28 protein-coding genes and 1 riboswitch are annotated in these 22,930 nt (G+C 35.5%); of the genes, 13 read left to right on the top strand and 15 right to left on the bottom strand.

The features are described 5' to 3' along the window. Positions 1–174: 174 nt before the first annotated feature. The 5 genes from AC52CF_RS14500 to AC52CF_RS14480 form a co-directional block, all read right to left on the bottom strand. Positions 175–609: a PaaI family thioesterase gene (locus AC52CF_RS14500; RefSeq protein WP_262911587.1), complete on the bottom strand. Its 435-nt coding sequence runs from the start codon at positions 607–609 to the stop codon at positions 175–177. Between the two features lie 113 nt (positions 610–722). After that, entirely contained in the window at positions 723–1,319 is a 597-nt protein-coding gene (locus AC52CF_RS14495; RefSeq protein WP_214589059.1) for a 1-acyl-sn-glycerol-3-phosphate acyltransferase, read from the bottom strand. 317 nt (positions 1,320–1,636) lie between these two features. After that, positions 1,637–3,358 carry a PspC domain-containing protein gene (locus AC52CF_RS14490; protein WP_375180992.1) on the bottom strand — a complete coding sequence of 574 codons (1,722 nt, stop codon included), beginning with the start codon at positions 3,356–3,358 and terminating at the stop codon, positions 1,637–1,639. A 10-nt stretch (positions 3,359–3,368) separates the two neighbouring features. Then, positions 3,369–3,698 carry a PadR family transcriptional regulator gene (locus AC52CF_RS14485; protein ID WP_072952756.1) on the bottom strand — a complete coding sequence of 110 codons (330 nt, stop codon included), beginning with the start codon at positions 3,696–3,698 and terminating at the stop codon, positions 3,369–3,371. Between the two features lie 257 nt (positions 3,699–3,955). Further along, positions 3,956–5,251 carry a cytochrome P450 gene (locus AC52CF_RS14480; protein ID WP_496517307.1) on the bottom strand — a complete coding sequence of 432 codons (1,296 nt, stop codon included), beginning with the start codon at positions 5,249–5,251 and terminating at the stop codon, positions 3,956–3,958. Positions 5,252–5,382: 131 nt separating this feature from the next. Here AC52CF_RS14480 and AC52CF_RS14475 point away from each other — a divergent pair, with 131 nt between their 5' ends. Then, complete coding sequence (locus AC52CF_RS14475; RefSeq protein ID WP_214589062.1) at positions 5,383–5,973, top strand: HD domain-containing protein; 591 nt, start codon at positions 5,383–5,385, stop codon at positions 5,971–5,973. Positions 5,974–6,063: 90 nt separating this feature from the next. On the opposite strand, the gene AC52CF_RS14470 is transcribed toward AC52CF_RS14475, so the two are convergent. The 7 genes from AC52CF_RS14470 to AC52CF_RS14440 form a co-directional block, all read right to left on the bottom strand. Further along, complete coding sequence (locus AC52CF_RS14470; RefSeq protein WP_076392338.1) at positions 6,064–6,447, bottom strand: acyl-CoA thioesterase; 384 nt, start codon at positions 6,445–6,447, stop codon at positions 6,064–6,066. Between the two features lie 107 nt (positions 6,448–6,554). Then, positions 6,555–6,734: riboswitch (cobalamin riboswitch) on the bottom strand. 58 nt (positions 6,735–6,792) lie between these two features. Further along, positions 6,793–7,590, bottom strand: a complete 798-nt coding sequence (locus AC52CF_RS14465) for a hypothetical protein (protein WP_496517306.1) — start codon at positions 7,588–7,590, stop codon at positions 6,793–6,795. 34 nt (positions 7,591–7,624) lie between these two features. Then, entirely contained in the window at positions 7,625–8,287 is a 663-nt protein-coding gene (locus AC52CF_RS14460; RefSeq protein WP_496517305.1) for an ATP-binding cassette domain-containing protein, read from the bottom strand. Next, positions 8,284–8,562 carry a hypothetical protein gene (locus AC52CF_RS14455; RefSeq protein ID WP_375180988.1) on the bottom strand — a complete coding sequence of 93 codons (279 nt, stop codon included), beginning with the start codon at positions 8,560–8,562 and terminating at the stop codon, positions 8,284–8,286. Before AC52CF_RS14455 ends, AC52CF_RS14460 begins: the two co-directional genes overlap by 4 nt. A gap of 130 nt (positions 8,563–8,692) precedes the next feature. After that, on the bottom strand, positions 8,693–9,304 hold the full coding sequence (locus tag AC52CF_RS14450; protein WP_375180987.1) for a hypothetical protein: 612 nt from the start codon (positions 9,302–9,304) through the stop codon (positions 8,693–8,695). Positions 9,305–9,389: 85 nt separating this feature from the next. After that, positions 9,390–9,881 carry a YcxB family protein gene (locus AC52CF_RS14445; protein ID WP_375180986.1) on the bottom strand — a complete coding sequence of 164 codons (492 nt, stop codon included), beginning with the start codon at positions 9,879–9,881 and terminating at the stop codon, positions 9,390–9,392. Beyond that, the gene (locus AC52CF_RS14440; RefSeq protein ID WP_375180985.1) at positions 9,882–12,029 is read right to left on the bottom strand and encodes an endonuclease MutS2; all 2,148 of its coding nucleotides are present in this window, start codon (positions 12,027–12,029) and stop codon (positions 9,882–9,884) included. A gap of 658 nt (positions 12,030–12,687) precedes the next feature. Between AC52CF_RS14440 and AC52CF_RS14435 the strand changes: the two genes are divergently transcribed. Beyond that, on the top strand, positions 12,688–13,191 hold the full coding sequence (locus tag AC52CF_RS14435; RefSeq protein ID WP_214589069.1) for a GNAT family N-acetyltransferase: 504 nt from the start codon (positions 12,688–12,690) through the stop codon (positions 13,189–13,191). A 156-nt stretch (positions 13,192–13,347) separates the two neighbouring features. After that, a complete protein-coding gene (locus AC52CF_RS14430) occupies positions 13,348–13,989 on the top strand; it encodes a uracil-DNA glycosylase (RefSeq protein WP_214589070.1) in 642 nt (213 codons plus the stop codon). Here the strand turns inward: AC52CF_RS14430 and AC52CF_RS14425 are convergent. The 3 genes from AC52CF_RS14425 to AC52CF_RS14415 all read right to left on the bottom strand — a co-directional run bounded on the left by AC52CF_RS14425 (position 13,976) and on the right by AC52CF_RS14415 (position 16,224). Beyond that, entirely contained in the window at positions 13,976–14,467 is a 492-nt protein-coding gene (locus AC52CF_RS14425; RefSeq protein WP_214589071.1) for a hypothetical protein, read from the bottom strand. The two genes, AC52CF_RS14430 and AC52CF_RS14425, sit on opposite strands and share 14 nt — an antisense overlap. Before the next feature lie 11 nt (positions 14,468–14,478). Continuing rightward, positions 14,479–14,970: a DUF456 domain-containing protein gene (locus AC52CF_RS14420; protein ID WP_214589072.1), complete on the bottom strand. Its 492-nt coding sequence runs from the start codon at positions 14,968–14,970 to the stop codon at positions 14,479–14,481. 75 nt (positions 14,971–15,045) lie between these two features. Next, entirely contained in the window at positions 15,046–16,224 is a 1,179-nt protein-coding gene (locus AC52CF_RS14415; protein WP_214589073.1) for a carboxypeptidase regulatory-like domain-containing protein, read from the bottom strand. 164 nt (positions 16,225–16,388) lie between these two features. Between AC52CF_RS14415 and AC52CF_RS14410 the strand changes: the two genes are divergently transcribed. The 10 genes from AC52CF_RS14410 to AC52CF_RS14365 all read left to right on the top strand — a co-directional run bounded on the left by AC52CF_RS14410 (position 16,389) and on the right by AC52CF_RS14365 (position 22,894). Then, positions 16,389–17,657, top strand: coding sequence for a mechanosensitive ion channel family protein (locus AC52CF_RS14410; RefSeq protein ID WP_214589074.1), 1,269 nt, complete (start codon positions 16,389–16,391; stop codon positions 17,655–17,657). An 89-nt stretch (positions 17,658–17,746) separates the two neighbouring features. Beyond that, positions 17,747–18,082: a DUF2085 domain-containing protein gene (locus AC52CF_RS14405; RefSeq protein ID WP_214589075.1), complete on the top strand. Its 336-nt coding sequence runs from the start codon at positions 17,747–17,749 to the stop codon at positions 18,080–18,082. Between the two features lie 3 nt (positions 18,083–18,085). After that, entirely contained in the window at positions 18,086–18,310 is a 225-nt protein-coding gene (locus AC52CF_RS14400) for a hypothetical protein (RefSeq protein ID WP_214589076.1), read from the top strand. 56 nt (positions 18,311–18,366) lie between these two features. After that, positions 18,367–19,086, top strand: a complete 720-nt coding sequence (locus AC52CF_RS14395; RefSeq protein WP_214589077.1) for a pyridoxine 5'-phosphate synthase — start codon at positions 18,367–18,369, stop codon at positions 19,084–19,086. Between the two features lie 96 nt (positions 19,087–19,182). Then, positions 19,183–19,962 (top strand): alpha/beta fold hydrolase, encoded by a 780-nt coding sequence (locus AC52CF_RS14390; RefSeq protein ID WP_214589078.1) that lies wholly within the window; start codon positions 19,183–19,185, stop codon positions 19,960–19,962. Between the two features lie 116 nt (positions 19,963–20,078). Then, a complete protein-coding gene (locus AC52CF_RS14385) occupies positions 20,079–20,297 on the top strand; it encodes a microviridin/marinostatin family tricyclic proteinase inhibitor (RefSeq protein ID WP_214589079.1) in 219 nt (72 codons plus the stop codon). A 38-nt stretch (positions 20,298–20,335) separates the two neighbouring features. After that, entirely contained in the window at positions 20,336–20,608 is a 273-nt protein-coding gene (locus tag AC52CF_RS14380; RefSeq protein WP_250902114.1) for a microviridin/marinostatin family tricyclic proteinase inhibitor, read from the top strand. 28 nt (positions 20,609–20,636) lie between these two features. Beyond that, a complete protein-coding gene (locus AC52CF_RS14375; RefSeq protein WP_076392378.1) occupies positions 20,637–20,855 on the top strand; it encodes a microviridin/marinostatin family tricyclic proteinase inhibitor in 219 nt (72 codons plus the stop codon). 85 nt (positions 20,856–20,940) lie between these two features. Continuing rightward, positions 20,941–21,897, top strand: a complete 957-nt coding sequence (locus AC52CF_RS14370) for an MvdC/MvdD family ATP grasp protein (protein WP_214589080.1) — start codon at positions 20,941–20,943, stop codon at positions 21,895–21,897. After that, entirely contained in the window at positions 21,890–22,894 is a 1,005-nt protein-coding gene (locus AC52CF_RS14365) for an MvdD family ATP-grasp ribosomal peptide maturase (protein WP_214589081.1), read from the top strand. Before AC52CF_RS14370 ends, AC52CF_RS14365 begins: the two co-directional genes overlap by 8 nt. Positions 22,895–22,930: the final 36 nt, after the last annotated feature.

The following is a 22,930-nucleotide window of genomic DNA, read 5'->3' as shown; positions in this document are numbered from 1 at the left end:
TTCAAGATAAAGTTAAATCTTTATACAAATGAACAGGGTCAATAAAAAATAAATTTAAAGTTTTCATGGTTATTATTTTTCTTATAAGATGCAGAAAAAATAAAAGGTTGCAGTAAGAAAATAAAAAAAGCTCAAATTTTTTTGAGCTTGATATTTTTCAGTGAAAATTAAATCTTATCGGTTGATGATATTGTTCGTCATCGTGGTATGATTGATGAGCTGACCTTTTTCATCACGGATCTCTATTTCCGAAACGTGCATTGTTTTTCCTTTTCGGATGAATCTTGCAACGGCTGTTACGATTCCGTCTTTTTTGCTTCTTAAATGGTTGGAATTGATGTTGGTTCCCACTCCGAAATATTTTGAACCATCAATAAAAATATTAGACAGGCTTGAACCCATGGTTTCTGCCAAAACACAGCTTGCGCCACCGTGCATAATTCCGAAAGGCTGATGAATTTTTGGTGAAACAGGCATTGTTGCAGTCAGTGTTTCATTTTCAACATCAATATCTGTGAACTTAATATCCAGAGTTTTTGCAAATGTTTCTCCGCCCCAGTTGTTGATGAATTCTAATATTTCTTCCTTGCTTTTATCTTTTATATACATATTTTAATAATCAGTAATAAGTAATTGGTAATGAGTAATTTTGATAACATCTAACATCTAGTTTCTAACTTCCATCTTCCAGCATCTAGCTTCTATCTTCCTGCCTCTATCTCCTAACCTTTAGCCTCAGTATCATTTCCCATGATATTCGGGTTCCAGTTTTCAGGGATTTTAGGAACTATATCATTTTTTATGTAGTAATCCTGAATTTCCTGCATAATTTCGGTAAATGGTGCCGTTGCAATTCTTTCGTAGGGAATGGTATACCCAAGATAAATGATTTTTCTTTTAAAATCTCCTGCCGCGAGAACGATAGGAACTTTTGCCGCTAAAGCCATGTGGTAAAAACCTTTTCTCCATTTCGGAACCCAGCTTCTTGTTCCTTCCGGAGTGATGACCAGACTGAAATCGTCTTTTTCAAACTGTTTGGCTACGAAATTCACCAGATCATTTTTCTGGCTTCTGTCGATCCCGATTCCGCCGAGACCTTTTACAACGCTTCCGTACCATGCTTTGGTGTGTGCATCTTTGATGATGATTTTTAATGGTTTTTTCAGAGACCAGTAGGATAGGTTTCCTAAAATATATTCCATGTTGTGCGTGTGAGGCGCAACTACAAGAATACATCTGTTCAGAACGTTTTCGTCGCCCTGAAGAACGACTTTCCAGCCCATTAATTTTAGCAGCAGTTTGCCGATCAGCTTTCTCATATAGTTTTAGATTAAAAACAAAAAAGTATAACCAAAGTGGTTATACTTTACAAATATATTGAAATATTATCGCTCTTAAAACAGACTGCTGATTAAATCAACAATTTTCATTACAATTTCTAGTGCCAGTTGTACCATGATTATTGAATTTTTATTGAGTGTTTTGGTTTTAATTTTTTACTACACAAATGTAAAGATTTTTATTGAAACAGCGAACAAAATCTTTATATTTTTTCGTTTTCAGTGAGAGAAGAAGAGTGTGAATTTCAAACGGTTGGGTTATTCATTCACACCTTCTGCCACTCTCTGCAGTTTAGTTATTTGGTTTGTATGGAAATTTCGTTTTTATCTTTATCCACTTTGAAGTCGATGTTGGCTCCTTTCATCTTTTTGATGCTGCTTTTCATGGAGTCGATTACCTGATCTGCCTTATTGCTCGGAACTTTTTTTCCGTTAACGATAATGCTGTCTTCATCATCAGAGTTGTATTCAATCGTAGAACCATTTACGGTAATTTTATTTTTTTCGATTTTAATTTTTCCGTCTTCGTCTCTTTCCTGATCGTCATCATTAATTCCGTCTGCGTTAAGATCTCCATCGAAGCTGATTCCGTCTTTTTTCACAGGGATCACTACGGTTTTTAAAGGAAGTACCAGTTCATAATCTATGCTGTAATCTCTGAAACGGTGTTCGTAAGGGTATTTGATGTAGTTCGGAAGAACAATTCTGTTATTCACCACTTCTACAGGAACGCTTACATTTAATGGAAGATTGTATCCTTTAGCTTCTTTTTTAATGATTAAATAAGGTGTTTTGATGTCTGCTTTTCTCGTTACATCCACATGCATCCAGTCTCTTTCGTATACAGAAACTTTGTCTGAATAAAGATCATCATCATATCCTTTAAAGTTTTGAGGAATAGAAACCTGTTTGAAATCTACATAAATACTGTCTGATTGTGTATTGATCGCAATTTCTTCCGTATCTTCTTTATGACCTTTCAGGAACATTTCTCTTTTTGCCATGCTGAATCCAAAGTAAGTTCCTAAAGTGATCAGTGCAAGGAACAAAGCTCCGATTACCCAGCCTGTATTTCTCAGTTTTGTTTTAGGAGAAATTAATTTGATGCTTAATAATCCGAATAACATCGCAGGCAATAAACTTCCTAAAGTAATCAGTGCCATAAGAATGTATTTCATATTATCGTTATCAAAATAGAAGTTCATCTGGCTTACCGGAGGGAAATCGCTGTCTGCTCCCATAAAACCGAATACTACAAATACTCCGATGAGACAAGACAAAGACATAAACCCGAAAATACCTCCTAAAATATATCGTAATACATTCCAAAGTCCGCTTCCGGCGTTATTGATGTAGGGTTTGTTTTCGATATAGATTTCTCCGACCCTCTGAGTAGATTCATTGGCAAACTGTACCAATTTATTAGACTCATTCTTAAGATTGTCGAAGTTCATAGGCTTTCCCTTCATTTTCAGGAAATCTGCTGCGGTTTCTGCTTTTGGCAAAACTGCCCAAAGAATAACGTAAAGTAAGAAAACCAAGGTTGAAGAAACGGCTGCCGTGAAGATTCCCAAGATGAAAACACCAAGCCAGATTGCTCTCATCGCAGTAATGTCCATTCCTACGTAATGTGCTAAACCTGCGCAAACACCGGCGATTTTTTGTCTTTCAGGATCGCGGAACAACTGCTTTTTATCAGAATGTCCGGTTCCGGAAGTTCCTGTTTTCTTTGTGTTTTTCTCAGAATAATATGCTTCTTCCTGCTCTTCGATTTTTTCAGGGCTTCCGATCTGTGCAATTACTCTTTCTACATCCGAGTCGTTAATTACTTCACGTTTTGCCATAGAATCTTTGAAGATTTCTACCATTCTGATTTCTATGTCATGCATTACCTCATCTGCTTCCGAAGCGTCCAGAGAGCTTCTCAGAGCATTCAGGTAATCGCTAAGTTTTATGTATGCGTGTTCTTCTATGGTAAAAGAAAAACCTGCGAGTCCTATTGAGAGTGTCTTGTTCATAGCTTTGTTTTTAATTTTTTTGAGTGATTTGGTTGACTGAATTGGTTAATTCGTTCCAGGTATTTTGAAGTTCATCTAAAAATAATTTACCTTTTTCTGTAATCTGGTAATATTTTCTGGGTGGTCCTCCCGTAGATTCTTCCCATCTGTATGAAAGGAACTCACCGTTTTTTAATCTTGTTAAAAGAGGGTAGAGTGTTCCTTCTACGACATCCAGTTTTCCTTTTTTCAGTTCATCTATTAAGTCGGAAACGTACATTTCACGATGATTGATGAGACTTAAAATACAGAATTCCAGAATTCCTTTTCGCATTTGCGCTTTGGTATTTTCAGTATTCATCTTTAATAAGTTTTGTTAATTAGTTGTATAATTTTCGAAACCCGGAACCTAGCTAGTTGTACCTGTTTCGATTTTACATTACAAAGATATGTAAATAAAATGGTATTATGCAATACAAAGTAGTGAAAAAATTTAAATTAAATATTTAAATAATTGATAATCAGTTTAATTATTTTTTACTGGAAAATTTTAGAAATATGAATTTTAGGAAATTCAGGTTAAATTTTTAATAATTTTACCTTTTAAGCTCACTGTTCTTAACGTAACCAAAGCTTTTTTCTGTAATTCTTTATGATATGATCTAAAAGTGTAGCTTTATAGAATCTACGAACGATAAGTGCCATTTCCATCATGGAAAAGTGTTCTCCGATGCAGAGTCTCGGTCCCGCTCCGAAAGGATAATAAGCGAAATTTTTAGCATTTTCATCATCAAAACGTTCCGGAATAAAGGAATTCGGGCTGTTCCAATATTCTGGATTCCTGTGAAGTCCGCTGATGTAAAGAATAATGAAAGTCCCTTTTTGCCATGAATAATTTTTAAAATTGTCATCTTCTAAAGCCTGTCTGTCGATTGCCCATGCCGGAGAATGCAGCCGCATTGCTTCTTTGATAATATTCGTGGTATAAGATTTTTTCATTAAGCTTTCTGTCCCGAAAGCGTTTACTCCTTCTGCGACAATTTCAGCCTTTAGCTTTTGTTCAGATTCAGGATTTTGACTGATCTCAAAAAAGATAAAGCTTAATGCATTGGCTGTTGTTTCGTGTCCTGCAATGAAAAGAATGAGCATTTCATCAATAAGCTGTTCATCAGACATCGGAAGCTGAGTGTCTTCATATCTCGCCTGAATAAGCATATCCAGCAAATCATTTTTTTCTTCCTTCGAATTTCTGCGTTTATCCAGAACACTCTGAATAATATTTTTGGCTTCAGTACTTTTCTTTATCATTTTATCGATGACACCGATACTTTTCAAAAACTGTGAATAGAAAGGTATTCTTACTTCTTTGGCAAAAACTTCCTGAACTTCTGTAATAATTTTCCCAAGTTCTTTTACGCTTTCTTCATCAATATCCGAACTGAAAAGTGTTTTTGCAACAATATTAAAAGTAAGGGTGTGGAAAAAATCATGCAGATCAATTTCAGGCTCATCAGGAAAAGGCGTAAAAGCTTTATTTATTTCTTCGTTCATGATAGAGATAAGTTCAGCAATTTTAGCTTTACTAAAACCGGGCTGTATAAGTCTCCTTTGTTTCAGCCAGTCTTTTCCATTGTTGGTAAGCAGTCCTTTCCCGAGATATTTTCTTAAAGTAACGGACTGGATATCAGATTTAAAATAATTTTTCTGGTTTTGTTTTAAAATATATTCGATGAATTCCTTATCCTGAGAAAAGATAAAATTCTTATTCGTTAAAGTAGCTTTAAGGTAATAAGTATCTCCTGCAAGGACATGATTTCCACTGATTACTTCCAAGGGATTATTTACTCCGTAAAAAAGAGAATACAGTTTTCTTTTTCCTTTGATTTCTGCAGGATAATTGTAATTTGGCGTCATACATAATATTTAAATAAATGTAATACTAATCTGTGAATTAAAATAGGTTTACAGTCAAAAGTCTTATTTTTGTACAGCTTTTTTATCATCAATCCCGTAAAATGGATGATGAAATTTTAAACAAAATAAATATGAAGATACAAAAGGAAATCGATTTTATTCTGGCTGTTGATGCCCTGAAAAATGTACAGCGAAGAAATTATAATGCAGATGATTCCAGAAGGGAAAATACGGCAGAACATTCGTGGCAGATTATTATTCTGGCGCAGATTCTGTTTCCTTATGCGAAAAACAGAGCGGATATTGATCTTTTGAGAGTGATCAGAATGCTGTCAATTCACGATTTGGTTGAAATTGAAGCAGGGGACACCTTTATATTTGATGAAGCTGCCATGGTCGGGAAATTTGAAAGAGAGAAAGTTTCGGCTCAGAAGATCTTCGGAATTTTGGATGAACCGCTGCGCTCTGAATTTTTTAACCTTTGGCTGGAATTTGAAGAAGAGCAGACTCCCGATGCTGTTTTTGCCTGTGCAATTGACCGTATTATGCCTTTTATCTTAAATTCCCACACTTCAGGAAAGAGCTGGACAGAAGCCGGCGTCACGGAAAAACAAATCAGAAATATGCTGGAAAATGCCATTGTAAGGGCTTCCGATGAACTGGGAGAAGCTTTTCAGATGTTGTTAATTAAAAATCTTGAGACCGAAAAGGTATTGAAATAAAGGTTTCGGCGGGCAAAGCCCGCCGAAACCGCTTTAAAGAACATTTTGAAAATATTGGGTTCCGGCGACCGAAGGTCGCCGGAACCCTTTTTATAATATTTGAATTGGCTTCTTAAATTCATCAATCGCTACAAAAGTAAAATCTCCTACGATCGCTCTTTCCCTTTCATAAGAATACATCTGTTCCGTAAAAATTTCTACATTTACTTTCATGCTTGTTTTTCCTACATGAACAACTTTTCCGATTAACTCCACAATCGTTCCTGCGGGGATCGATCTTTTAAAATCAATTTTATCGCTGCTTACGGTTACCACGCGTTTTCTTGCAAATCTTGTTGCTGCAATAAAAGCCACTTCATCCATTAGCTGCATCGCCGTACCTCCGAAAAGAGTATCGTAATGATTGGTTGTGTTCGGGAAAACCGCTTTAAAAATTCGGGTTTCGGATGCTTCAATTCTTTCTTCTGTAGTCATATATCATTATTATTAAAGCGAAATGAAAATATCGGAACAACAGAAAAAGCAGAGACAGAAATCTCTGAGTATCCATTAGATCAATAAACTTCAAATCGCGAAAGTTTTTTGTTGTTAAGAAAAAGGCAGGTCTCCTGACTTGTAACCTCTTTATTTCCTTCCCATGACCTTGCACAGTGGATTTTTAATAAAGAATTCCGTTACTTACAGTTGCGCGACAGTTCGTGATTTTCACACGATTCCCTTTTAATCTGCAGTTAAGCAAAACCAGTTTCCTGAAAAGTGATAAGCTTATAAAATCTAAAGTCACACTTTTCGATGACAAAAATAATGATTATTGACGAATTATTCAGGAGTTTTATAAATGATCTGGCTTTCAGCTTTTCCCTGCTTGATTGTCCATATCGTTGTATAGCGGTTTTCGCCTGAACCGTTAATCATATAAAGAAAAATATGATCGTTATCGATGGCGGTTACGCCCACGTTTTCAAAATCCATGGCAGGCTGAAACATATTTTTAATGGCATCTCTTACAAAAACAGAACCTCTTCCGGGCTGCTGAACGCGTACAGATTTTATTTCCATTAAACCTTCCGGCAATTCTTTTCCTACGCCCCAGGCTTTTACCTTGTCTATTTTAACGATGTTTCCGTTAGAATCTTTTTCCTGCTTTTTGATTTGTGCATAAGAAGGATAAACATCAATGATAACTTTTGTTCTCTGGTTTCCGGGAATTTTAGGATTGGTATCATCTGTAAAGATCAGAGACTTTCCGTTTTTCGATTTAGAAGGCGTAAATTTTGGTAAATTATCAACGAAAACAATACGGTTTTTATTCACCATCCCTTCCTTGGTGATGCTGTCGTATCGTACGAAAGGTTTTTCGGTGTCTTCTTTTTCAGGATATTTTATCCAGATCCATTCTGTTTCTCCCGGCGCAGGCTTTTCGTAAATAAAAACATCTCCGGTTTTCATACGGATCTTGTCAATTATTTTTCGGTAATCGTCTTTATGGACACGCACCATGGCATAACCTTCCTCAGCTTTTACCACGCCGAAAGGCACTTTATTCTGTCCCTTCGCAAAAGCAAAAGAAAAAATACTGAACACTGAAAGATAAAAAGCTTTTTTTCCGGAAACCATTATGAAAATTTTTTTGAAAGTTCAAATATATAAATTAAATATTCTTCGGAAGATAATTATACTGCTGCAATTCTTTAAAATCTTTAATTTGCTTCAGATACGTATCAGAAAGCAGATAAATTTCATCTGAAATATCCAAAACCTCCTGATAACGGTGATCTGAAATAATAAATCCCTTCTGCTGAGACTGTTCTTTGATCATTTTTTGAATTTCAGAAATCATTTTCGGTGATAAAGCGTTAAAAGGTTCATCCAGAAGAACAAATTTCGAATCGGAATAGATCATTAAAATAACCTCAACAATTTTTTTCTCGCCGCCTGAAAGGTTTCGTGGAGTTGTATTCAAAAAAGGTTTTAGCAGATCTGATTTAAAAAGCTGATCCGCGTTTTCTTTAGTACAGAAAAGGGAGATCAGGTTTTTTATTTTAATACCTTTCGGAAGAAATGAGTATTGAGGTAAATAAGCAATTCTTCCTTTCCTGTCCATCTGATTTTGCAAAACTTTATCATCCACTCTGATGAACTGAGAATCTCCCTTCTCGATCCCGAAAATAATTTTTAAAAGAGTAGATTTTCCCGTACCGTTTCTTCCCAACAGACCGATTACCTTTCCCGTTTCACAACTGATGTAGATATCTCTTAGGATTTTCTTTTCATTAAAAGATTTTGTGAGGCTGTCAATATGTAATCTGCTCATATTAGTTTTGAAACTATATTAATGATTACACTTAATGAAAAAGTAAAGATCCAGAGAAATAATCTTGAAAACCCGAAATTGGCAAAGAAAGAATATTCTTCTTTTAGCCTCAATTCATAGATGAGGTAATGAAAAACAGGAAAAAATAATAAGAAGCATAATCCGAAATTGGCAGCAGTAAAACCAAGCAGGATATTCATCAGCAAAGAAAAGAGAACAGCAGGAATCAGTAGTTTTACATAGAAAATCCAGAGAATCCTTATATTTTTAACCATATATCTGTTTAAATTAATTTTGAATTCAACCAAAGTTACATCAATTGATCATAAAGCTTCTACTAAAATATCTTAAGCTCTCAAAAGAATAAAAATCTGAAATTTTTTAGAAACTGATAACCAAATATCGTTAAATTTTCCCCGGATCTTTTTTTGACAAAAACAGATAAGAATAGATTCCAAAGAAAAGAAAAACAACTGAAAATAAAGCGGCAGCAATGTAAAAAGCTTCTCCGAAACTGTACGCAATATTTATTTTTCCATCCATTCCTATTCCTGTAGTATGTTCCATATCTTCCATTTTAGCTTTAAAACTCAGATAAAATCCTAAAAACCCAAGAAGTCCGGCTACAGAAAATCCAAGATGATAAAGATATTTGTTTCGTATGGTTTTCATCAATTGCACAACAATTCCTGCTACTGCCATTAGAAAAGAAAGAATAACAAACGGATTTGGCGAAATATCTGCTTTGTCACTTTCTTCCCGAGAATCATCGGATGAATACGGACGATCCTCCTGATTGCTTACGGAAGATGCGTAAGGAGAACTTTTTTTAATGCTTTCTCTCATTCTTTCGTCCATTTTTTGCTTAGAAACTCCCGTTATCAGATCAGTTCCCTTTACAGACATTAAAGTAACATTACCGCATTTCACAAGGAAAAAGGGAAATAAAAAACAAAGGATAATTACAGTATAGCTCGGTATCGGCAGAAAGTCGGACAGCATTTTTAAGGTCTTCATAAATTATTGTTTGGGGTAAAAATATAAAATTTAAAATAAAAGAGCGTCCTGAACAGACGCTCTCATGAGATATTTTGTAAGCACATTACTCTTTTCTGAGCTTTGCTTTTACATTATTTTCTGTAATCATTCTTCGCAATCCGGTAATCTGCTCCTTTGTAAAATACTTTTTCGGGACCATATTCATCGTCTGTGCACTTTGGTAGATCAGAAACCATTCTTTATTTTCCTTCACTTTATAAACTGTATTCCATGCAAATTCTGCATCAAAAGTTTCTCCTTCCGTACGGATTTTCTCTTCCGTAAAAATGTACGTAATAGGCTCCTGAATCTTTTTATTGGAACTGAAAGCAAATCTCAGCCGCAAAAAAGACCGGATCACGATAAACAGAAACATAATTCCAAGCCACATTGAAGCCGAAAGCAAAATTTCCTGTTCAGAATTGCCGTCCGCAAACAGTTTCACAATAAAGAAAAGCAGAATCAGCAAAGGAAAAGCAATAAGCCTTATTAAAGAACTTTTGAGATGAAACATCAGAAAATCCTTAAAACTGATATGAGTTTTTACCGTTATCATTTAAATTCTTTCCAGTTCGTCTGCGTCAATCGTTGTTTTGAAAGTTCCGTAATTTACGATCACTTTATTCCGCGAAATTTTTTCAATCGTTCCCACACTTGTGCTGCCGGAAATACGGACGCGCTGCCCGACTTTCATCCAGAGAGCGCGGTCGGTTTTGCGTTTTTCCTCCAGTTTTTCATTGGTTTCCGTAATTTTTTCAATCACTTCCTCCTTTTTAAGCTGTTGGGTAATTTTCCTTTTTACAACCTGCAGACGTTTGGATTCATCTTTATCTGCGCCCAGTTTTCTGAATTTTTCCTGTTCAAGAATTTTTACAAAATCTTTTACCACATCTTTTCTGGACTTTCCTTTTACATAGCTGTCGATAAAAGCCTCAATTTTGTTCCCGAACTGCAGTTTACGATGCTCTTCTTCATATAATTTCTGGAAATTGAATAGCTTCTGCTGAAGCTGCTCATTCAGTTTCTGAAGGTTATCGCGCTTATCTTCTACAGATTCCTTTCTTTCGGCAAGATCGGTTTTAAGCTTTTCCACTTCATATTTCTCCTGTTGAAGCTTTACAATCGTTTTATCCAGATTTACAATATCATGTTCCACCTTTTTCTTGGCAGAATGAATTATAAATCTTGGAATTTTATTCTTTTCTGCCACTTCAAAAGTAAATGAACTTCCCGCTTGTCCCACTTCCAGTTTGTACATCGGTTCCAAAGTTTCTTCATTGAATAACATTGCTGCATTCTGAGCATTCGGAAGCTGTTCCACAACAAGTTTAATGTTGGTGTAGTGCGTTGTAATGATTGCAAAACTTTTTTTGTCATAGAAAAACTCAAGGAAACTTTCTGCTAAAGCACCTCCCAGTTCAGGATCGGAACCTGTACCGAATTCATCGATCAGTAAAAGCGTATTGGCTTCAGCTTCACGAATGATTCCCGACATTTTCTTCAGTCTGGATGAATACGTTGAAAGGTGATTTTCAATCGACTGATTATCTCCAATATCGGTCATGATCTTATCAAAGAAAAACATTTCCGATTTTGGATGGGTCGGAACCAGAATTCCGCTCTGGATCATCAGTTGAAGCAGACCAACCGTTTTCAGCGTAATGGATTTTCCTCCCGCATTCGGTCCGGAAATACAGATGATTCTGTTGTGTTCCGTTAAACTCAGCGTCTGAGGATAGATGGTTTTATTTTCCGCTTTATTCCTTAAAAACAGCAAAGGATGGAACGCTTCTCTTAATCTTAACGTTTTATGGCGGTTGATTTTTGGTAAAACACCATTGATGAGTTCTGCAAATTTAGCCTTCGCTCTCGTTAAATCAAGGTCGAAAATATACTTCTGATATCTCCAGAGCTGAGGTTGAAATTCCGCCAATTCTGCGGTAAGCTGTCTTAAAATCTTATCAATTTCCTTTTTCTCTTCCTCCTCACTTTCACGAAGCTTGAAATAATGCTTTACTACGGAATCCGGCTGAATATAAGTGATGGAACCGGTTTTTGAAAGTCCCAAAACTCTTCCCGGAACTCTTCTCTTAAAACCCGATTTTACCGCTAAAACTCTTTGGTCATCAATAATCGTTTCGCGGATATCATCCAGGAAATCACTCTGTCCGTAAGTTGTTAACGCACGGTTGAAATTTTCCTGAATCGCTTTTTTGGCGTGTTGAATTTCACTTCTTAATCCTTTTAAAGCTGGGGAAGCTTCGCTTTTAACCTCACCAAAACGGTTGAATACTTTATCAACTTTATCAATAATCTCTTTTCTGAATTCCAGAACAGAAACATCTTCCATGAGAGTAGGGAAGGTTTCAGGCATGGTCGGGAAGAACTTCTGCAGTTTCCCGATTTGCTCCGTGATGGTTTTGATTTTGATGAAAGCGCTGTTTTCCAGTCGGTAATTTTCGATCAGCATTAGCTTCAGCTCACTTTCGATATCTTCATATTCATCAAACGGAATTGCATTTGAACTTTCAAAACTCGAAAGATATTCGGAAGTTTTTTTCAATGAAAGCTCTGCCTCGTCTATTTCCATCGGACGAAGTTGAAGAATTTTTTCTCTTGTTTTCGGAGAATACGCAAAGGGAGAAATTTCCGCGAGCAATTGCGGAAACTCTAATTCGTTTAAATCTTCTTTATTTATATACACACTGCAAAGATAATTAATTTGAAAATGAAATAATTTGAGAATTTGAAAATGATTTATTGATTTGATCTCTTTTATTAATTTAAGCTTCGGCAGTTCAGTCTATGCTTTTAACGCTTCGATTGTATTTGAAATGTTACCATTTTGTAAAGTTTTTCTGAAATCATTAATGTGCTGTATAATTAGATAAATGTTTGATTTTATTTTTAAAACCTCACAGGTTTCGAAAACCTGTGAGGTTTACCACTATTTAACAATTAGATTTAATTTTTGAACTTTAGGCTGACTTTTCGAATAAAATTTTTTGTGATTTTTGAGTCAGAAATTAATGAGTTTGATTACTAAGTTTATTTTAAAACCTCACAGGTTTTCGAAAACCTGTGAGGTTTACCACTATTTAACAATTAGATTTAATTTTTGAACTTTAGGTCGATTTCTTTTAATAAAATTTTTTGTGATTTTTGAGTCAGAAATTAATGAGTTTAATTACTAAATTTCTTTTAAAACCTCACAGGTTTCAAAAACCTGTGAGGTTTGTTTACCACTATTTAACAATTAGATTTAATTTTTGAACTTTAGGCTGACTTCTTTTAATAAAATTTTCGTGTTTTTTGGTCGAAATTAATAAGTTTAATTTACTAAATTTATGTAAGTTTGAACTATGAAGCTAGAAACCGAAAGATTAATTCTCAAACCCATCGACGAGAGTTATACAGAAGACATTCTAAAGATCAGAAGCAATGAAACCATTAACCAGTTCGTACACCGAAATCCTCCTAAAAATAATTATGATGCGCTTCAGTTTATTTTAACCATTAAAGAAAATACCCGAAATCAGAAATCTTTTTACTGGGGAATTTCTTTAAAAGACCAACCAAATCTGATTGGAACCATTTGTCTATGGAATTTTTCCGAAGACCGAAAAGAAGCAGAAGTCGGTTATGAATTATTACCGGAGTATCACAGAAAAGGAATCATGTCGGAAGCTTTGGCTGCAGTCGTGGATTTTGCATTTAAAAATTTACATTTGCAGGAAATTGTTGCGATGACGCATAAACTCAATGAAAATTCAAAAGGACTTCTTTTAAAACATGATTTTGTATTGCAGGAAGATAGGAAGGATGAAGATTTTCTGGAGAATCTGGTTTTTAGCTTGAAGAAATAAATTTCTTTGTCATTTCGACGGAGGAGAAATCTCTTTTTATTTTAATCATTAAATTTGCATAGATTCTTCATTACGCTTTGCTTCATTCAGAATGACAGGTTGGCGTAAAAATTGAATTTTCAAATTAATTCATTCTCAAATTTTCAAATTAAAAAAATGACCTGGACAGAAATATTAGCCCCCATAAAAAACACCCCATACTTTACCAACCTTTGGGAAAAAGTAAAGCAGGAATATGCAGCCACTAAAGTTTTTCCACCAAAAAATCAGATTTTCAGAGCGTTGGAAATTACGCCTTTTGAAGATATTGAAGTAGTGATCATCGGACAGGATCCTTATCATAATGATTATCAGGCGAATGGTTTATGTTTTTCTGTTTCTGAACAGGTTGCCGCGCCGCCTTCTCTGAAAAATATTTTTATTGAATTAAAAGATGATTTAGGTGTTGAAAGAACTTCAAAAGAATTGGACGATTGGGGAAAACAAGGAGTTTTACTGTTGAATGCAACTTTAACCGTTCGTGCGCATTCTCCTAATTCACACAAAGATTTGGGATGGGAAAAATTTACAGATTTCATCATCAAAGAAATTTCAGATAAAAAAGAAAACGTTGTTTTTGTTCTTTGGGGCGCTTTTGCACAAAAAAAAGCCGAACTCATCGATCCGGCTAAACATTTTATTTTAAAATCTGCTCATCCCTCTCCGTTTTCCGTGTATAGAGGATTCTTCGGAAGCAGACCTTTTTCAAAAATTAATGAATATCTTGTTTCAAAAGGGAAGAAACCTATTTCATGGTAGGATTTTCTCCTCCTTTTTTAATGGTAATTCCTATTTTATACTTTCCGTTCAAAGCCTTTGCTCCGTCTGCAGAAGCCGGATAAGGCTGAACATCCGTTAAAGAAATAGTATATCCGTTAAATGCAGCCGACTGATGATAGTTTCTGCCTTCATTATCCATAGTAGCTAAATTAAGAACCATTGGTCGGGTTGCAGTTCCCATTACTTCAACCTGCGCTACGGCAACTCCCGCCCAAATGCAGTTTACTCCTTTTGGACAGCGGCTGTCTTCCGATATTCCTTTAAAGGTTACATTCATTTCATATTCTTTCAGAAATTTATTTTCTCCTTCATTGAAATAAATGATTTCGCCATCTTTATTGGTTACTTTTGTAACGCCTGTTTTATCCGTGTTCACTTTTAATTTATTTTTCTTTTGAGCATTGCAGTTCATTAAAAATAACGAACTTAAACTCAGGATAAGGATTTTATGAAACATAATTTTTTATTTTAGATAATATTAAGCATATTAAATAATACCACCAAAAACATTGCCACACCTACCACGAAACTAAATCCTGTTCCGTAAATAAATCCTATAAATGCTCCTTTTGTGGACTTCAGGGCTTTGTTTATATCCTGACTGTCGTGAAGAAGCTCTCCAACAAAAACTCCCGCAAACATTCCTACCAGAAATCCTAAAGGAATCGGTAAGAAAATTCCTACAATGGTTCCGATAACCGAACCAATGCTTCCCCAGCGGGTTCCGCCGTATTTCTGGGTGGTTTTTGCCGGAATGACGTAATTTAAAATAACAGAAGCCGCAGTGAGAATTACAAATACCCATACATAGATCATAGACAGATCTGCATCTGTACCGTATTTATAGATCAAAAGTCCGCAAATGCTTAATAATAACCCCGGCAAAACAGGAAGAAACGTTCCTAAAATACCTAAAACCAAAAGAATAAGACAAAGGATATTAATTAATGTTGTGTCCATAAGTTGAAATTTATTGACAGTATATAACAAAAGTGACTCCAAAGAGCCACTTTATATAATAATGAAAAAAATGGATTAAAGATTCAGGATTACATACTGTAGAATAACACCTGCATTGCCGATGTTTCCTGCAGCATGGTTGTGGAAACTCGTATAATAAATAAAGCCGCTGTTGGATGATCCGGAGCAAGGACCTACAGTTGCTCCTAATGCAACAAGATAAGGAACCAGAGTCTGCGGAACTGAAATCGTGATCTGGATATTAGTTCCCGGAATTGTAACGCAAACCGGAACAAACGTGGTGTTCGGTGCATTTCCAATTGGAGTTACAGGAATTCCTGTAGCTGTAAAATGATTCGTTCTCAGCATCAATGCCTGATTGGCTCCGTCTTTTACCAGGACTTCCCAGTAAGAAGAATCATAACTGGTAATTTTTTGCCATGCTCCCAAATCAAAATCAATATTAAGATTGCTGAAACCAAGAGCAGAAGACAATCCTGCATTGCTTACCACAGCCGGAACAATTCCCGAACTTCCGTTATTCACAGAACATAGTTTTGAATCGGGAACAAATCCTCCCGCTGGAGCGCAGCCTGAAGTATTATCTGTTCCGCCTACCAGATAAGAAACATCCCAGTCCGAAGCATAGATACTTCCTCCATTAGCAACGAAAATAGCAAGATTTGCGTCGATTGCAGGGAAAAGTGCCTGATTGGTGGAATATTTTCTCGAACCGCAGTTCAGAAAAATGATATCATATTGTGCAATGGTATTTAAATTCGTAAGATCATTATTCGTAATTTCTGTTGCGGTGTATCCTAAAGAAAGAATAATATCTTCAATTTTATCATACGAGCCTTTTACATAAGCAATTTTAGCCACCTGATTCAGTTTGGTCTGGGAAAGATCAAGCGTTAAAGTTTCGTTATTTTTTACAGTCGCAGCAACTTCTGTACGGAAATTGCTTCCATTCCCTGTCTGAATGTGAATGGTGTGATTGCCGACCGGAGCGTCCAGTGTAAAATTACCATCCGCATCGGAAGTTGTGTAGTAAATCTTATATTTATCATCGAAAGTAAAAACAGAGGCACCACCAATGGCTTTTGCGCCGTTTTGAGACATTACTTTACCGGTTACCTTTCCGGTTTTTACCGTATTGTCTGCCGTTGCTTCTGTGGGAGAAGAAGAATCTGAGTGACAGGAACCCAGAGAAAAAAGAATGATAAAAATAAAGAAGAGGTTAAATTTTTTCATAAATTACAGTTTTTAATTAAAAGACTAAATTAATGATTTTATTATTAAATATGTTTTATTTTTAAAATAATTTTAAATAATTGTTAAATAATTTTTGATTGTTTTGTGAAAAATTCTTATTTAATCGGTGTTGGGAGGATTTAAATTTTATTAAATTTGTTATAATGAATGATCAGTTACAGGAAACTAAAAATTTTATACAGGATTTAAGCGAACAGCTTTATATATACATCACCAAAATTTCTCCGGCGGGTCTGGACTGGGTTTTTCATGCTTTTACAAAGCTTGCTATATTAGTTGTTTTATTTTTGCTGGTTGATTTTCTTGTAAAACCTGTGATTAATTTTATTTTCCGTTTTTTTCATAACGAAGAAAAATATCCGGTTGTAAAATCAGTTTACCAGTCCAGAGTTACCAATTCTGTGGCTCATCTTTTTGCTCTGGCTATTGTTGTAGGAATTCAGACTTCTATATTTCCGCCAAAAGCGATTCCCAGAACCAACGTCTTTATTATACGCGCCATCAATCTGGGATTTGTTTTAATTCTGGCGGGGATGCTTTACAGAGGATTAACGGCCTTTAGAAATTATTTTGCCATCAAACAGGATTATTACAAGATTATGGCATTGAATGCGATTTCTGAAACAATGAAAATTTTAGGAATCTTCATTTTCTCCATTGTAGGAATCTGTGTGATTTTCGGGATTAAAGGTTCTACCATTGTCGGAAGTTTAGGAGCGATTACGGCAGTGTTGGTCTTGGTTTTCCGTGATACCATCCTTGGATTTGTAACCGGAATTCATGTTTCCACTTCTAAAAGTTTAAAAGTAGGAGACTGGATCAGTATTCCCAAATACAGTATTGAAGGAAATATCTCAGACATCAGTCTTTTGACGACGAAGATTATGAATTTCGATAAAACAATCTCTTCAATTCCAACCTATGATCTTTTAACTACTGAGATTAAAAATCTTCAGGTGATGTCTGAATCCAATACCAGAAGAATTAAAAAATCAATCTACTTTAATATCAATTCCTTTAAATTTTTAACGGAAGAAGATATTGAAAGGCTGAAAGATATCAATCTGATCTCGGAATATCTTGAAGGAAAAAGCATTGAACTGAAAAAAGAAAAAGAGACTTTAAAGCACAGTGATAAAATAGTGAACGGAAGACAGCTTACGAACATTGGTGTTTTCAGATATTATGCAGAAAAATACCTTGAGAACGATCCCGATGTTAATCAGGAAGGAGCCATGATGGTTCGTCAGCTTGATATTACTCCACAAGGTCTGCCTCTGGAAATCTACTGTTTCGCTAACGATTCGCGCTGGGAACATTTTGAGCAGATTCAGGCGGATATTTTCGATCATTTACTCGTAGCTTCAAAGGAATTTGATCTTCAGGTGATGCAGATCAGTGTTAAGGTGTAATGAAGTTTGTTTTCAGAGTACTTTGTCAACTACATTTTCAAAAATCAAAAAAATAATTTCTCAGAAGAATTTTTTTGTATTTTAGCTTTATGACTAAAATACAATGGGTAGACTGTCATAGAATGCCCTCAAGATCATTTTTTTACAAGAATAAACAATTTCCGGTATGTGCAAGATGTACCGGCATTTACTTAGGATATTTTGTCATGATTCCTTTATTATGGTTTTATCAGATAAGTATTCTTTTAAGTGTTGTGCTTGTTCTTCCTACGTTTGTTGATGGCTTAACTCAGGCTTATCTCAACAGAGAGAGCACCAACTTTATCCGTTGTTTTACCGGAATTCTCGCCGGAATAGGAATGAGTGGTCTTAGTGAAAGAATTACCTATCATACTTATAAATTCATTGAAACATTAATAACTTAAACTATGAGCGATTTTAATCAAAATTACCAAAAGCCTAATCAGTCTAATGAAGACTTGCATATAGGATTAAAGATTTTATCATTCTGTATTCCTTTGGCAGGTGCAATCATTTACTTCGTTAAAAAAGACAAAGAACCTATGGCAGCGAAATCTGCGTGTAATATGGCACTTATAGGACTTGCTGTAAATATAGTTCTTACCATTATAAGACTTACCTTACAGAAATAGGAAAAATCTTAAGACTATAAACCCACTTTTAAGTTGGGTTTTTTTATTTTTGCAGTATGACAAAACTAAGTGTAAACATTAATAAAATTGCGACGCTGAGAAATGCAAGAGGAGGAGAAACACCCAGTGTAACGGAAGCAGCCGTAAAAATTCAGGAATTCGGAGGACAGGGCATTACCATCCATCCAAGACCCGATGAAAGACACATCACAAGAAAAGATGTTTATGATCTGAAACCTTTGGTAACCACGGAATTCAATATCGAAGGAAATCCTCACCGTTCTTTTATCGATATGGTTCTTGAGGTAAAACCGGAACAGGTAACGTTGGTTCCCGATGCAGATGATGCCATTACTTCAAATGCGGGTTGGAACACGAAAAAACATCTGGATTTTCTTACGGAAATTATCGCAGAATTTAAAAATGCAGGAATCCGTACTTCAATTTTCTTAGATCCGACTCCTGAACTGGTAGAATATGCTGCCAAAACAGGAACCGACAGAATTGAACTCTACACCGAAGCTTACGCTAAAAATTATACCCAAAATAAAGAATCTGCCATAAAACCTTATTATGATACGGCAGTTGTTGCTACAGATTTTGGATTGGGAATTAATGCCGGACACGATTTAAGTTTAGAAAATTTAAAATATTTTGCAGATACCATCCCGAATTTGCTCGAAGTTTCCATCGGTCATGCTCTGGTTTCAGAAGCATTATACATGGGAATGGAAAATACAGTTCAGGCTTATCTGAAGAGACTGGCAAAATGGTAAATAGGCTGGAAGCTGGATATGTAAAGCCAAAGGCTTGATAAGTGTTGTCTGAACTATCTGCTTCCAAAACCCACTTCTATCCTAAAAACAAAACGTATGGAAATTTTAAATTCAAAAATATTTGGCGAGAATCTTTCGTCGACACCGCTTTTGGTATTTCACGGTTTATTTGGAATGCTGGACAACTGGGGAACTTTCGGGAAAGATTTCGGAGAGTTTTTGCCAACGCATCTTATTGATCTCCGCAACCACGGAAGAAGTTTTCATTCGGATGAAATGTCTCATGACGATTTAGCGGATGATATTCTTCGCTATATGGAGCATTACGGCATACAGAAAGCTCATATTCTGGGGCATTCTCTGGGAGGAAAAGCAGTGATGCAGTTTGCCATTAAATATCCTGAAAAAGTGGAAAAGCTTATTGTTGTGGATATTTCTCCGAAAGCATATCCTCCACATCATCAGGGGATTATAAAAGCTTTGGAAACCGTGAATTTTAATACGGTAAATTCCAGAAATGATGTGGAAACCGTTTTAAGCCAGTATATTCCTGAAAGATCAACAATACAATTCCTTACAAAAAATCTGTATTGGGATGATAATAAAAAACTGAACTGGAGATTTAACCTGAAAACCCTTTCTGAAAAATACAATCAGTTTGTCTCCAATGCGATAAAATTCGGTGTTTTCGAAGGAGAGACATTGTTTATTGCAGGCGAAAAATCCAATTATATTCTTCCTCAGGATGAGTTTGCTATTAAACAGCAGTTTCCCAAAGCTCAGTTTTCAACAGTTAAAAATGCAGGGCATTGGGTTCAGGCTGAAAATCCTGTAGATTTTGCTAAAATTGTAAAAGAATTTTTGAATATTGTGTAACATAATGCATTTATTGTGGGTTATTTGTTAAAATTTTCTTAAAGTGTAAATTTATTCTACTTTGTGTGATATTTTTTAATATTTTAGTCGAAGCTAAATCACTAAATATTAATCTCATGGAAAATAAGAAAAACAAAAAGCCGTTTTTTGCATCATTTTTAGAAAAACAGATCGCAGAACCGGAAAAAATCAAAGGAGGATCTGAAACTGTTGCGACAGCTCCATTAAGAGATAATGTTACAACGGCACTTCAGGACAGCGTTACAAAACCTTCCAATGATAATGTTACCATGAAGTATCCTTCAGACAGTGATGAAGGGGGTACAGAAATCTAAAAAATGATTTAACTGTATAAACTCTAATCACAGACATTATGAAAAGAAGCGACAAGAAAAAACCGTTTTTTGCTTCGTTTTTAGAGAAGCAGATTCAGAATCCTGAAGAAGTTCAGGGCGGTGGCGGAATAATAACAGGATTAATGGATGATTCTGTTACGTTACCCGCAAAAGATTCTGTTTTTACCTTAAAAACGCTGGACGGACCAGTAACCACAACACCGGTTACAGACACTCCTGTCACACTGAAATATCCTTCAGACAGTGACGAGGGAGGATTTAATCCAGGTAATCCTCCGGGAATTGAATAGTCATAAAAAATACCCAAAATAAACAACTATGAAAAACAAAGATTCAAAAAAGAAGCCTTTCTTCGCTTCATTTTTAGAGAAACAATTACAGGATCCTGAAAAAATTAAAGGAGGTGGAGATGTAACTATTGCATCGCAGGACAGCATTACAAAACCCGCTGTAGATACAGTTACAAAGCCAATCTATGATATGGCGCAAACAATGAAATATCCTTCCGACGGAGATGATGATTCTCCATCTGTTTAATGGATTTTTATTTTCAGATCGCATTAAAAAATCATATTAAAGGAAACTTACACTCTAAGTTTCCTTTTTTAATAAAAAACGGCAGATGATTCTTTGTATAACGCATTCTCACGACTTTTACAATATTGAAATCTTTTTTGAATATTTAAAATCTAAAAATATTCCATGTTTCCGACTGAATTCAGACAAAATCAGTCATTACCAGAAAATCAGCATCAACGAAAACTATTTTGAATTAACTGATGAATCCGGAAATACCGTAAATTCAAACGAAATTAAAGCAGTATGGCACAGAAAATCGTGGGGCATCACTGTTCCTGAAGAACTGGATGAAAGCTTCACAAAAATTTTCCTGAAAGAATATGCTGCCCTCCGAAACAATCTTTTCACTTTACTGGAAGACATTCCGTGGATCAATCCGTTTGAAAATGAAAATAAGATTGACGGCAATAAAATGCATCAACTAAAGATTGCCAAAAAAAACAATCTTACTATTCCCGAAACTATTTTTTCAAACGATTCAGAACAAATAACCGAATTTTTCCATCAGAAATGTAACGGAAAAATGGTGGCAAAACTTCATGGTGCGCTTTCCAAGTCGATGAACGCGGAAAATTTCCTTTCTACCCATATTATCGATGAAAATTCTCTCGAAAATATAGACGATATAGAATACTGTCCCATGATTTTTCAGCCCTACATTGAAAAAGAATATGAACTGAGAATACTGTATCTTGACGGAGAATTTTTTACCGGAAAAATCAATAACAGCGAAAATGCCGACTGGAGAATAGCCAATGAGAATTATTTTTGGTCAGAATATCACTTACCGGAACATATTAAAATCGGTCTCACCTCAATGATGAAAGAAATGGGACTGTACATCGGAGCAATCGATATGATAAAAAGCAAAGACGGAAACTACTATTTCCTGGAAGTAAATCCGCAGGGAGAATGGGGAATGCTCCAGAAAGAACTCAATTTCCCAATTGCGGAAAGAATTGCCGATAACCTTATAAAAAGAATGAAAACCAATGAATAAAATTTTAATAATTACCCATACAGGAGATAATTTTTCCATAGAAAAAGTAACAGAATATATTGCTGAAAACCATTGTGAAGTCATCCGTTTCGACGTCGATTTATACCCTTTGCAAAATAAATTATCTACTCGTTTTGAAGATGGAAAGTGGATCAGTATTTTAGAAACTCCTGAAAAAAAACATCGTTTGGACGATATTTCCGCAGTCTGGTACAGAAGAGCCTACAATATTGGATCTGGTCTGAAAGAAGAGCTGGATTCTAAATTTTACGGTGCAGCGATGGGAGAGATCAGAACGACATTATTTGGGTTTTTAGAGTCTATTGATGTTTATGCATTAGGGAAACCAAGTGTTTACAGAAGAGTAGACAGCAAGGAAGAGCAATTGAAAATAGCTCATAAAATTGGACTTAGAATTCCGGAATCCTGCCTTACAAACAATCCGGAAGAAGCCAGACAGTTCATTGTGAAACATAAAAATGTAGTTGCCAAAATGCAGACTGGATTTGCTATTTATGAAGACGGTGTTGAAAGTGTGGTATTCACCAATGTGGTAAAGGAAGATAAACTGGAAGAACTGGATACGCTTTTATACTGTCCGATGCAGTTTCAGAAAAAAATTGAAAAGAAAAAAGAGCTCCGCATTACCATTGTAGGAAGAGAAGTGTACGCTTTTGAAATCGATTCCCAACAGTCGGAAGCCGCAAAAATAGACTGGAGAAAAGACGGGGTAAATCTCATTGATAAATGGATTCCTGCGGAACTTCCGACAGACATCGAAGCAAAATTGCTGGAACTTTTAGACGTTTACAATATCGATTACGGAGCTATTGATATGATCGTTTCGCCCGAAGACGAATATTATTTCATTGAGATCAACTGTGCCGGAGAATTCTTCTGGCTGGATAATCTTACCGAAGGAAACCTTATTTCTAAAAGTATTGCCGATATCTTATGCGATAAAGCTCCAAGAAGAAACAATATGGTTTTGATCTAAATTTTTCTAACACAAGATAATACAGAAAACGGGCGA

This window comes from Chryseobacterium sp. 2P, from assembly GCF_059579425.1.
The sequence above is the reverse complement of the archived record's forward strand: the minus strand, read 5'-3'. Positions and strand labels throughout refer to the sequence as shown.

What these genes read in the sequence shown, in the direction of transcription:
- AC52CF_RS14410 (WP_214589074.1), top strand. Translation starts at nt 16,389, where the DNA reads ATGAATGATCAGTTACAGGAAACTAAAAATTTTATACAGGATTTAAGC.
- AC52CF_RS14455 (WP_375180988.1), bottom strand. Translation starts at nt 8,562, where the DNA reads ATGGTTAAAAATATAAGGATTCTCTGGATTTTCTATGTAAAACTACTG.
- AC52CF_RS14475 (WP_214589062.1), top strand. Translation starts at nt 5,383, where the DNA reads ATGAAGATACAAAAGGAAATCGATTTTATTCTGGCTGTTGATGCCCTG.
- AC52CF_RS14480 (WP_496517307.1), bottom strand. Translation starts at nt 5,251, where the DNA reads ATGACGCCAAATTACAATTATCCTGCAGAAATCAAAGGAAAAAGAAAA.
- AC52CF_RS14375 (WP_076392378.1), top strand. Translation starts at nt 20,637, where the DNA reads ATGAAAAACAAAGATTCAAAAAAGAAGCCTTTCTTCGCTTCATTTTTA.
- AC52CF_RS14490 (WP_375180992.1), bottom strand. Translation starts at nt 3,358, where the DNA reads ATGAACAAGACACTCTCAATAGGACTCGCAGGTTTTTCTTTTACCATA.
- AC52CF_RS14400 (WP_214589076.1), top strand. Translation starts at nt 18,086, where the DNA reads ATGAGCGATTTTAATCAAAATTACCAAAAGCCTAATCAGTCTAATGAA.
- AC52CF_RS14390 (WP_214589078.1), top strand. Translation starts at nt 19,183, where the DNA reads ATGGAAATTTTAAATTCAAAAATATTTGGCGAGAATCTTTCGTCGACA.
- AC52CF_RS14395 (WP_214589077.1), top strand. Translation starts at nt 18,367, where the DNA reads ATGACAAAACTAAGTGTAAACATTAATAAAATTGCGACGCTGAGAAAT.
- AC52CF_RS14405 (WP_214589075.1), top strand. Translation starts at nt 17,747, where the DNA reads ATGACTAAAATACAATGGGTAGACTGTCATAGAATGCCCTCAAGATCA.
- AC52CF_RS14420 (WP_214589072.1), bottom strand. Translation starts at nt 14,970, where the DNA reads ATGGACACAACATTAATTAATATCCTTTGTCTTATTCTTTTGGTTTTA.
- AC52CF_RS14385 (WP_214589079.1), top strand. Translation starts at nt 20,079, where the DNA reads ATGGAAAATAAGAAAAACAAAAAGCCGTTTTTTGCATCATTTTTAGAA.
- AC52CF_RS14380 (WP_250902114.1), top strand. Translation starts at nt 20,336, where the DNA reads ATGAAAAGAAGCGACAAGAAAAAACCGTTTTTTGCTTCGTTTTTAGAG.
- AC52CF_RS14370 (WP_214589080.1), top strand. Translation starts at nt 20,941, where the DNA reads ATGATTCTTTGTATAACGCATTCTCACGACTTTTACAATATTGAAATC.
- AC52CF_RS14485 (WP_072952756.1), bottom strand. Translation starts at nt 3,698, where the DNA reads ATGAATACTGAAAATACCAAAGCGCAAATGCGAAAAGGAATTCTGGAA.
- AC52CF_RS14450 (WP_375180987.1), bottom strand. Translation starts at nt 9,304, where the DNA reads ATGAAGACCTTAAAAATGCTGTCCGACTTTCTGCCGATACCGAGCTAT.
- AC52CF_RS14430 (WP_214589070.1), top strand. Translation starts at nt 13,348, where the DNA reads ATGACCTGGACAGAAATATTAGCCCCCATAAAAAACACCCCATACTTT.
- AC52CF_RS14500 (WP_262911587.1), bottom strand. Translation starts at nt 609, where the DNA reads ATGTATATAAAAGATAAAAGCAAGGAAGAAATATTAGAATTCATCAAC.
- AC52CF_RS14495 (WP_214589059.1), bottom strand. Translation starts at nt 1,319, where the DNA reads ATGAGAAAGCTGATCGGCAAACTGCTGCTAAAATTAATGGGCTGGAAA.
- AC52CF_RS14435 (WP_214589069.1), top strand. Translation starts at nt 12,688, where the DNA reads ATGAAGCTAGAAACCGAAAGATTAATTCTCAAACCCATCGACGAGAGT.
- AC52CF_RS14470 (WP_076392338.1), bottom strand. Translation starts at nt 6,447, where the DNA reads ATGACTACAGAAGAAAGAATTGAAGCATCCGAAACCCGAATTTTTAAA.
- AC52CF_RS14445 (WP_375180986.1), bottom strand. Translation starts at nt 9,881, where the DNA reads ATGATAACGGTAAAAACTCATATCAGTTTTAAGGATTTTCTGATGTTT.
- AC52CF_RS14415 (WP_214589073.1), bottom strand. Translation starts at nt 16,224, where the DNA reads ATGAAAAAATTTAACCTCTTCTTTATTTTTATCATTCTTTTTTCTCTG.
- AC52CF_RS14365 (WP_214589081.1), top strand. Translation starts at nt 21,890, where the DNA reads ATGAATAAAATTTTAATAATTACCCATACAGGAGATAATTTTTCCATA.
- AC52CF_RS14460 (WP_496517305.1), bottom strand. Translation starts at nt 8,287, where the DNA reads ATGAGCAGATTACATATTGACAGCCTCACAAAATCTTTTAATGAAAAG.
- AC52CF_RS14465 (WP_496517306.1), bottom strand. Translation starts at nt 7,590, where the DNA reads ATGGTTTCCGGAAAAAAAGCTTTTTATCTTTCAGTGTTCAGTATTTTT.
- AC52CF_RS14425 (WP_214589071.1), bottom strand. Translation starts at nt 14,467, where the DNA reads ATGTTTCATAAAATCCTTATCCTGAGTTTAAGTTCGTTATTTTTAATG.